This is a genomic window from Xenorhabdus santafensis (assembly GCF_033949405.1).
In the GTDB taxonomy this organism is placed as follows: Bacteria; Pseudomonadota; Gammaproteobacteria; order Enterobacterales; family Enterobacteriaceae; genus Xenorhabdus; species Xenorhabdus santafensis.
Genome location: NZ_VCDN01000139.1, coordinates 1 through 8,112, shown reverse-complemented (window position 1 = coordinate 8,112; position 8,112 = coordinate 1). Strand labels below are relative to the sequence as shown.

Annotated in this window: 6 protein-coding genes; 5 read left to right on the top strand and 1 reads right to left on the bottom strand. The window is 43.0% G+C overall.

Features of this window, described 5'->3' with window-relative positions; genetic code table 11:
• Nucleotides 1-1,241 precede the first annotated feature (1,241 nt).
• Nucleotides 1,242-1,502 (top strand): hypothetical protein, encoded by a 261-nt coding sequence (locus FE392_RS19270; protein ID WP_319931763.1) that lies wholly within the window; start codon nt 1,242-1,244, stop codon nt 1,500-1,502.
• 46 nt (nt 1,503-1,548) lie between these two features.
• On the opposite strand, the gene FE392_RS19265 is transcribed toward FE392_RS19270, so the two are convergent.
• Entirely contained in the window at nt 1,549-2,736 is a 1,188-nt protein-coding gene (locus tag FE392_RS19265) for an MFS transporter (protein ID WP_319931762.1), read from the bottom strand.
• Between the two features lie 357 nt (nt 2,737-3,093).
• Here FE392_RS19265 and FE392_RS19260 point away from each other — a divergent pair, with 357 nt between their 5' ends.
• The 4 genes from FE392_RS19260 to FE392_RS19245 all read left to right on the top strand — a co-directional run.
• Nucleotides 3,094-4,203 (top strand): S-(hydroxymethyl)glutathione dehydrogenase/class III alcohol dehydrogenase, encoded by a 1,110-nt coding sequence (locus FE392_RS19260; RefSeq protein WP_319931761.1) that lies wholly within the window; start codon nt 3,094-3,096, stop codon nt 4,201-4,203.
• A 114-nt stretch (nt 4,204-4,317) separates the two neighbouring features.
• Entirely contained in the window at nt 4,318-5,148 is an 831-nt protein-coding gene (gene fghA / locus FE392_RS19255) for an S-formylglutathione hydrolase (RefSeq protein WP_319931760.1), read from the top strand.
• 423 nt (nt 5,149-5,571) lie between these two features.
• Nucleotides 5,572-6,105, top strand: coding sequence for a hypothetical protein (locus FE392_RS19250; protein ID WP_319931759.1), 534 nt, complete (start codon nt 5,572-5,574; stop codon nt 6,103-6,105).
• A 330-nt stretch (nt 6,106-6,435) separates the two neighbouring features.
• Nucleotides 6,436-8,112, top strand: a 1,677-nt coding sequence (locus FE392_RS19245; RefSeq protein ID WP_319931758.1) for a condensation domain-containing protein, incomplete at its 3' end; no start/stop codon positions are given.

Genomic DNA, 8,112 nt, shown 5'->3' with positions numbered 1-8,112 from the left:
CTTGAAATTCATTGCGTATATTACCACATTTTAATTATTCGATATATTTTAAGAAAAACATTATTGCTTGTAACTACTTTATGCGAGCCATCTCCAGTATAAGTGGCTATAATAATACTCGACTCTTGGTAAACGTCAGTATCTTTAAAATCAACAAGTAAGCATTCTCTATCCATAACTATATTATTTCCTTTTTATACTGCAAGTTGTTTTTTTATTAAAAAATAAAATCTGCAATTTCTGATAAAAATAAGTTATCGCTTTTGTTACTATTAAGGTTATATAAAACATGATGATTAAAATATACTCACAATAAATGTACTCATTGAGAAAGTCATACGATAATCATAATTCCCAACAGAAAAAATAAACTTAAAGAACAAACTGAAATCCAAAATGAAATTTTACTACTGGTTTACCTGATTATATTCTATTGTTTTTTTAACTCCAGACTTTAGATTTATTACAGCAAAATTAAGTTAATAATGTTGAGATAATAAAATTCACTCGCCATTTTCCATGTTTTTTTATCTTTAAATATATTTCACCCGAGTATGAGCCACAATGAAGAGCTAAAAAGTGAAAAAATCTGTTAAAAGAATTCAACTTTGACCGATAGAACCAAGATGATCTGATGCGTTTTCTTCCGAAAATGGGTCATAAATATCCATCCTTTTCTCTCTATGTTTGTGAGTTAGTCGTCCCTTATCAGTCAGGTAAAATCAGTGTTTCGCTTTGATTAAGACAATATATTAACGACATGCAACTCTTATTTTCTCCATGCTATCGACACAGCGTGAAGCGTTGATAAATCTATCGCCATTCACTTTTTTCAACGTTGATGATAACTGCTTAATTACTGCTGTTATTTGTTGGTCTACTGATAAAAACTTTTAATAACGCCATAACAAGCTCAAGAATGGCTATTGCTGCCAATATCATAATGAATAAGGTTTTCAAGGGCGGAGTCATTGATTGCCCATGTTTGAATGACCGGATACACCAATCCATAGCCTAATCCGGTAAAAAGCCAAAATTGCTCATGCTCCGAACACGTGCGTTTGTTTCTGAAATGAAATTTAAGCTAATTCGATTTTTGTAACGCCTGTCGGGCTTGCTGTAGCCAAACCTTATGCAACTTGCGGTAGTGCGGTTTGGAATTGCGAGCAATAAAAATTATTGTTTCTAATTGCTGTTTAGTCGACGACGTACAACGCTTATTTTTTAATAAAAATGAGCATATGGCTAAAATGAATGAAAATGGAAATAATTACAATAAAGATGATTATGTACGCCAATGCAAAGCATTTGATGACATGAAAATACAAATTGAAAATATTGCAATCGATACTGTTATTCCAACACGAGTAGGTTTTAAAATGCTCTCTGATGCTCCTGCTTTTGAATTTAATCCTATCCATCAAATATGGTTTAAAGAAGGAAAAGAAATTAACAATATATACATATCTTCTGATAATAGCGGTGATGCTCTATTGTTATAGAGCATTCCAATGCAAAAACAGAAAAAAGTCTATAATTTAAATTTAATTATTTTACTAGAGACTCCCCCATTCCATTAGGCTTAGACTGGCTTACGCTCCTAAATAACGCCATAACAAGCTCAAGGACGGCTATTGCTGCCAATACGATGATAAATACATTCTTTCCAGCTTCAACCAAGAGCCAGCCACCGATCATCGGGAATCCAAATATCCCCACAAAATAAGCAACAACGAACCAAGTCAGAGCGGCATGGCGGTTTGCAAGGGCCGAGTCATTGATTGCCCATGTTTGAATCACCGGGTACACCAACCCATAACCTAAACCAGTGAAAATGGCCGCAGCAATCTGAAAGGCTGGGTGAACAGGCATACCAAGTAAAAATAAAATGCCCAGAATCAGACATGTCATTAATGCGGTGATGAGTGGTATACGGGGAATGATTGATAAATAACGTGCCAGCAAAAGGCGCGATACAACGACGGTCAGCGCATGAACAGCGAAAAATGTACTGGCATTGGCACGCGTTCCTTCGACCAATGAACCCTGAAATGCCATCATGCCGGAAAACACACAGCCTCCAAGCCCGACCATAATGATAGGCCGGATCGCGCTGCTTTTCGCAATCTTTGTTATGTTCCTCACCCAAGGCCGCAATGATAATTCCCGTTGCTCACGGGGTTCCCTGCTTCCAAAAAGTACGAAAAATAGAGCGGCAAAAATGCCTACCACACCAATCAGGAGAAAAGTGATTAAGATAGGCATTTGCCCCTGTTGCACCGCGATGGTCAGGATAATTGGGCTGCCACAAATACCTGCCATTTGAAACGCACTGAAACGCGTAAACCAATGCCCTCTGTCTGCATCAGAAACACGCTCAGACAGCGCCATTGGCCCGCTGATGTAAAACATCCCCCAACCGAGTCCAATCAAAAAAGCAGCAATGCGTAGCGTGTAATTCAGCCCTCCCCCGGAACTGCTGAAAAGAAAGTAGCCACAAGACATCGATAATGCAGCAAGGGCAGCAAAACGCGACGCCTCCAGTTTGCCAGAAAACCATCCAACCAAGGGCACGCCAATTAATGTACCGATTAAAGCCACGCTAAGGGTTGCCCCGGTATCAATATCACTTCCGCCATGTGATCGGAAATATTCTGAAATCAAGAAGGTCGCACCATATCCGCCCGCCATAAACATCGTGCCGAATAAGAGAAATAGTGCTGACGTTGTTCGCATGAATTAAACTCCATATTCAATATTATTGGGAGCGGAATGGATGAAACTGGCCTTATCAAAAAGGAATCCTTTTGCCGGAATACAGAATATATCGGGAAGGTTTAAGGATTCCAGTACAATAAAACATCACTGAATGAATTGCGATCAGCTTCACTTATTATGCAATTTAATAAGATGTCCCATTAAAGTTAGCCTTTTTTAGATAACTCTCCATATTTCATCACCAGCCAAAATGGAACAATGATCACAGTTAGCACAAACCATAACGCCCGATTATTGAATTTGCGATACAACTATAGCGTTATCAATATAAGACTATTCTCAGCAAAAAATATGCTCAGCCAAAAGAGGAACTTTATGAAATCGCGCGCTGCCGTTGCCTTTGGGCCAAATCAACCTCTCGAAATTGTCGAAATCGATGTTGCTCCCCCGAAAGCTGGTGAAGTGATGATCAAAATCAGCCACACCGGTGTTTGCCATACAGATGCCTTTACCCTGTCAGGTGACGATCCCGAAGGCTTATTTCCTGTCGTTCTGGGCCACGAAGGGGCTGGAGTGGTTATTGAGGTAGGTGACGGAGTAACCAGTGTTAAACCCGGCGATCATGTTATTCCATTGTATACCGCTGAATGCGGCAAATGTGAGTTCTGCCAATCCGGCAAGACAAATCTTTGCATTGCCGTGCGCGACACACAGGGCAAAGGCCTTATGCCGGATGGTACAACACGTTTTTCCTACAATGGTCAGCCTCTCTATCATTACATGGGATGTTCCACATTCAGTGAATATACGGTAGTTGCGGAAGTCTCACTGGCTAAAATCAACCCCACTGCAAATCATGAACATGTTTGTCTGTTGGGCTGCGGTGTCACAACCGGTATTGGTGCTGTCCATAATACAGCCAAAGTGCAGCCGGGGGATTCTGTGGCAGTCTTCGGGCTGGGGGGCATTGGCCTTGCTGTTATTCAGGGGGCAAGACAAGCAAAAGCTGGACGCATTATTGCCATCGATACCAATCCGGCAAAATTTGAATTGGCCAAGCAGTTTGGTGCAACTGATTGCATCAATCCCAACGATCATGAAAAACCCATCCAACAAGTTATTTTGGATATGACAAAATGGGGCGTTGATCACACTTTCGAGTGTATTGGCAACGTTAATGTCATGCGGGCGGCACTTGAGAGTGCACATCGTGGCTGGGGTCAATCAGTAATCATCGGCGTGGCAGGTGCGGGTCAGGAGATTTCTACCCGGCCATTCCAGCTTGTCACAGGACGTACATGGAAAGGCACCGCCTTCGGAGGCGTAAAAGGCCGCAGCCAATTGCCGGGAATGGTGGAAGAAGCCATGAAAGGTGAAATTGAGCTTGCTCCTTTTGTTACCCATACCATGCCTCTGGAAGACATCAATGAAGCGTTCGATTTGATGCATGAGGGCAAATCGATCCGGACAGTCATTCATTACTGATCGCGTGGTTTTATTATTTCTTGGCGACAGAAACCCGATACCGCGTTACCAGTCAATGCGGTATCGGCGAACCGCCAATACATTGAAACTAATTTGAGAGAAAAGAGAAAGGTAATGGAAAGAATTGAGCATCACGCCTGTTATGGCGGATGGCAGGATGTTTATCAACATGAATCAGCGGTTTTGGGTTGCCAGATGCGTTTTGCAATTTTCCTGCCCCCGCAAATAAAAGAGCAAAAATTACCTGTTCTGTATTGGCTTTCAGGCTTAACCTGCACTGAACAGAATTTCATCACAAAAGCCGGTGCCCAACGTTATGCGGCTGAACATGGTATCGTCATTGTTGCCCCCGATACCAGCCCGAGAGGTGATGGCGTTGCTGATGACCCGGTTTATTCTCTTGGGCAAGGTGCGGGTTTCTATCTCAATGCCGTGCAGCAGCCTTGGGCTGCGCATTATCGCATGTACGACTATGTTGTCTCCGAATTGCCGGCACTGATTGAAGCACATTTTGCTGTGACTGATGTTCGGGCGATTAGCGGACACTCAATGGGAGGACACGGTGCAATGGTCATTGCATTGAAAAATCCGGGGCGTTATCGCAGTGTATCCGCTTTTTCCCCCATTGTGGCACCCAGTCAGGTTCCGTGGGGTCAAAATGCATTTTCCGCATACCTTGGCGAAGATATCGCTGTCTGGAAGCAATATGACACAGTTGAATTGATCCGACATGTGCAAGAGAAGCTCCCGATCCTGATTGAACAGGGGCTAAATGATGATTTTCTGGATAACCAGTTGCGTCCTGAGCTCTTGCAAACGGTTTGTGATGAAATTGGTTATCCGGTTAGCATTAATTTTCATCCGGAGTATGACCATAGCTATTATTTTATTGCCAGCTTCATTGAAAAACATATCATTTACCATGCCAGCGCAATGGCTCAATAGCCTTGGGGTAGCGTCGTAAGCACAGCAACAAAAATATATGTTGGAAGACGGCGAGAATAAATGAAATGACGGATGAAGTGTCTACACTGCATAAAATCAGATGATTAAATGCCAGTACTGCGGATGCGGCAGCACAGACACTTCATCAAAGGCAAAACAGGTACAAAGCAGGTAAATGTTAAATTTCATCGTAATTAAATGAAACTACCACCACCACGGCGAACCCTCAAAAAATCAATTTCATATACAAAATACAACATTGGTTTATCAAATTTTGCCAAAACGTTAGGTAAGATTCTTACATCTATGAAAGTTATGAACATTTTAGATAAATACTGATAAACCTGTACAAGTTAACTAATTTTGGCGCATTCACGACTTAATTTGTGTCGAATGAGATATTTCAAAGATCGAGGTGTCTACATGCACGTCAAGTATATTGGGGAGAATGATCCCCAACACAATTTAATCAAAAATAAGATATATAAAATCACAGTAAATGATGATGGCAGTTATATGATCAATGGCACTTTTGTGCATCCTGAAGCTGTAACTGCTGCTTATCCACATTCGCACTCAGAATTAATTGTTAAATATGCCAATTTTGCAATTGAAAGTGACGAACCATGGCGTTGGTTTCAGGAACGCTCCAGTGCTTGTGTCAGTTGGCAGGATTGCACCAAACCCCTGACATTCGATCCGAATTGTGAGTATCGTCTTAAACCCAATCCGCAAATCACGCGCATTGGTGACTGGGATGTTCCGGTGCCAGAACGCAAGCCGCCATTAAAAGGTACAACCTATTATTCACCGGACTTATTGTCTGAGAATTTCGTTGATCCACTTATCTGGGATGGCAGTAAATTTGATTTACGCTTGCTAAAGCGGGGATTAGTGCACCTGACCTCAGAAGCTGCCAATATCCATGCATGCGCATTACTTTCTTTTATCAAATGACTGCTGAAAAGCAGTCTCCCCCCCTTTTTACTCCCTTACTGTTTGCCCTGATTTCCAGTTCGCTCCCACACTTTCCATTTTGCTCTTCCCATGCGTCCAATTAACTCCTCATCCCTCTCCCTTCTTAAAGTACACAACATTCGTATCAGCATTTTTATTATCTCCTATCAAAAATAGACGAATAAAAACACTTCTATAAGCAAGGTTAAAAAAATAAAGTATCTACTTATGAAATAGTTAGTTATTCAACTTATCAGTATGTAGCAATGTCACATAACTCACATTTAATTCATTAGTCTGGTTCATAGCCTCGCTAGCAGGAGTTTAGCAATGCCTAATTCATACGGTCCTATCAACAATGAAGGCCAACATTTGTTTGAGAATCATTCTGCATCTCCTTCCCATCAGTTTTCTCTCAGTTCTACCCAGCAAGCTGTCTGGCTTGACCAAATCCTCCGGCCAAACAACCCTTGTTACAATATTGGTTCTGTTATTCAATTTGAGGGAGAGTTGGATGAGGCATTGTTAGTTCGTGCCTTTGAAATCGTTATTGGGCGTCATGATGCATTGCGTTTGAAACTCATCAATACCCAGAAACTGCCCCTGCAAGAAGTTATGGAATCTGTGCCGGTATCTGTGACAATCCATGATTTCACCGGGTATACCCATCCGGAAGAACAAGCTGAACAACATATCCGTGCTGCCTTCATGCGCCCGTTTGATTTGAACAGTGAGTTATGGCGTTTCGAATTGCTGCGGGTAAGTGAAAACCGCTGGTATTGGCAGTTCTGTTGCCACCATTTAATCGGAGATGGCATCACGCTGGGGCTGGTTCCCGAAGACATCGCCAATACTTATAGTTTGTTAATCCGGGGGGAACAACCAACCGAAATTCCCCCGTCTTATCTCGATTTCGTCAACGAAGACCGCGCTTACCAAAATTCACAACGCTATACGCAAGATAAGCAATTCTGGCTGGAGCGCTATAAAAATCTGCCCCCTGCTTTAATCAAAGCATCACATGCCAATCAAGCAATAGACTACGGGCATTCCGAACCGCTGAGCTGGCCATTGGACCGCGCCCTTTTTCAGCGCATCGAAAGCCTGGTGAATGAGCACGGATTATCTGTCCTGCATTTCATGTATGCCATTTTAGCGTGCTATTTTTCACGTACGCTTTCTTTTTCCCAAGGGACTGGCAGTGAAGAGATAGTTATCGGCATTCCCGTGCACAACCGCAAAAACAGCCGGCAAAAACGGATGGTGGGCATGTTTTCGTCTGTGATTCCTGTCGGTATCACGGTTGCACCCGATGACACATTTCTTGATGTCATGCATAAGGCTGCAGCAGAATTACGCCGCTGCTATAAGCGCCAGCGCCTGCCCATCGCAGAGATCAACCGGCACATTCGAACCCAACGGAAAACAGGCCATACTCAGCTCTTTGATGTGATGCTGTCATTTGAACAGATCGAAGTAAATGCAGCGATACCCAATGCCACACTCAAATATGCAAAAATTCAGCGAGGTTCTCCGTTCCCGCTCATTGTCACCATTCATCAGTATGCATTCAGTAATAGTGAAGACACTCGTAAGCCTTTCAGTCTTGAGTTTGAGTTTTCACCGACCGTCCTGAGCCGTGATGAAATCATCGCTCTTCAATCCCGTTTTATGGTGATGATGGAGAATGCCCTCACCACTTTTGAGGAACCAATCCGAAACCTGCCGATATTACCTCCGGCTGAACGTCAACAAGTGCTGGTGGATTTCAATACCACACAGACCGATTTCTCAACGGATCTGTCTCTGCATCCCCCATTGATTCACCAACACATTGAGGCGCAGGCAGCGCAGCACCCCGAGGCCATCGCCGTTGTTTTCCATGAACACACCTTACATTACGGGGAGCTGAATCAACGAGCCAACCAACTGGCCCATCACCTGATTGCACTGGGCGTGCGCCCCGATGAACGGGTCGCCATTTGCGTTGAACGCAGCCCGGAAATG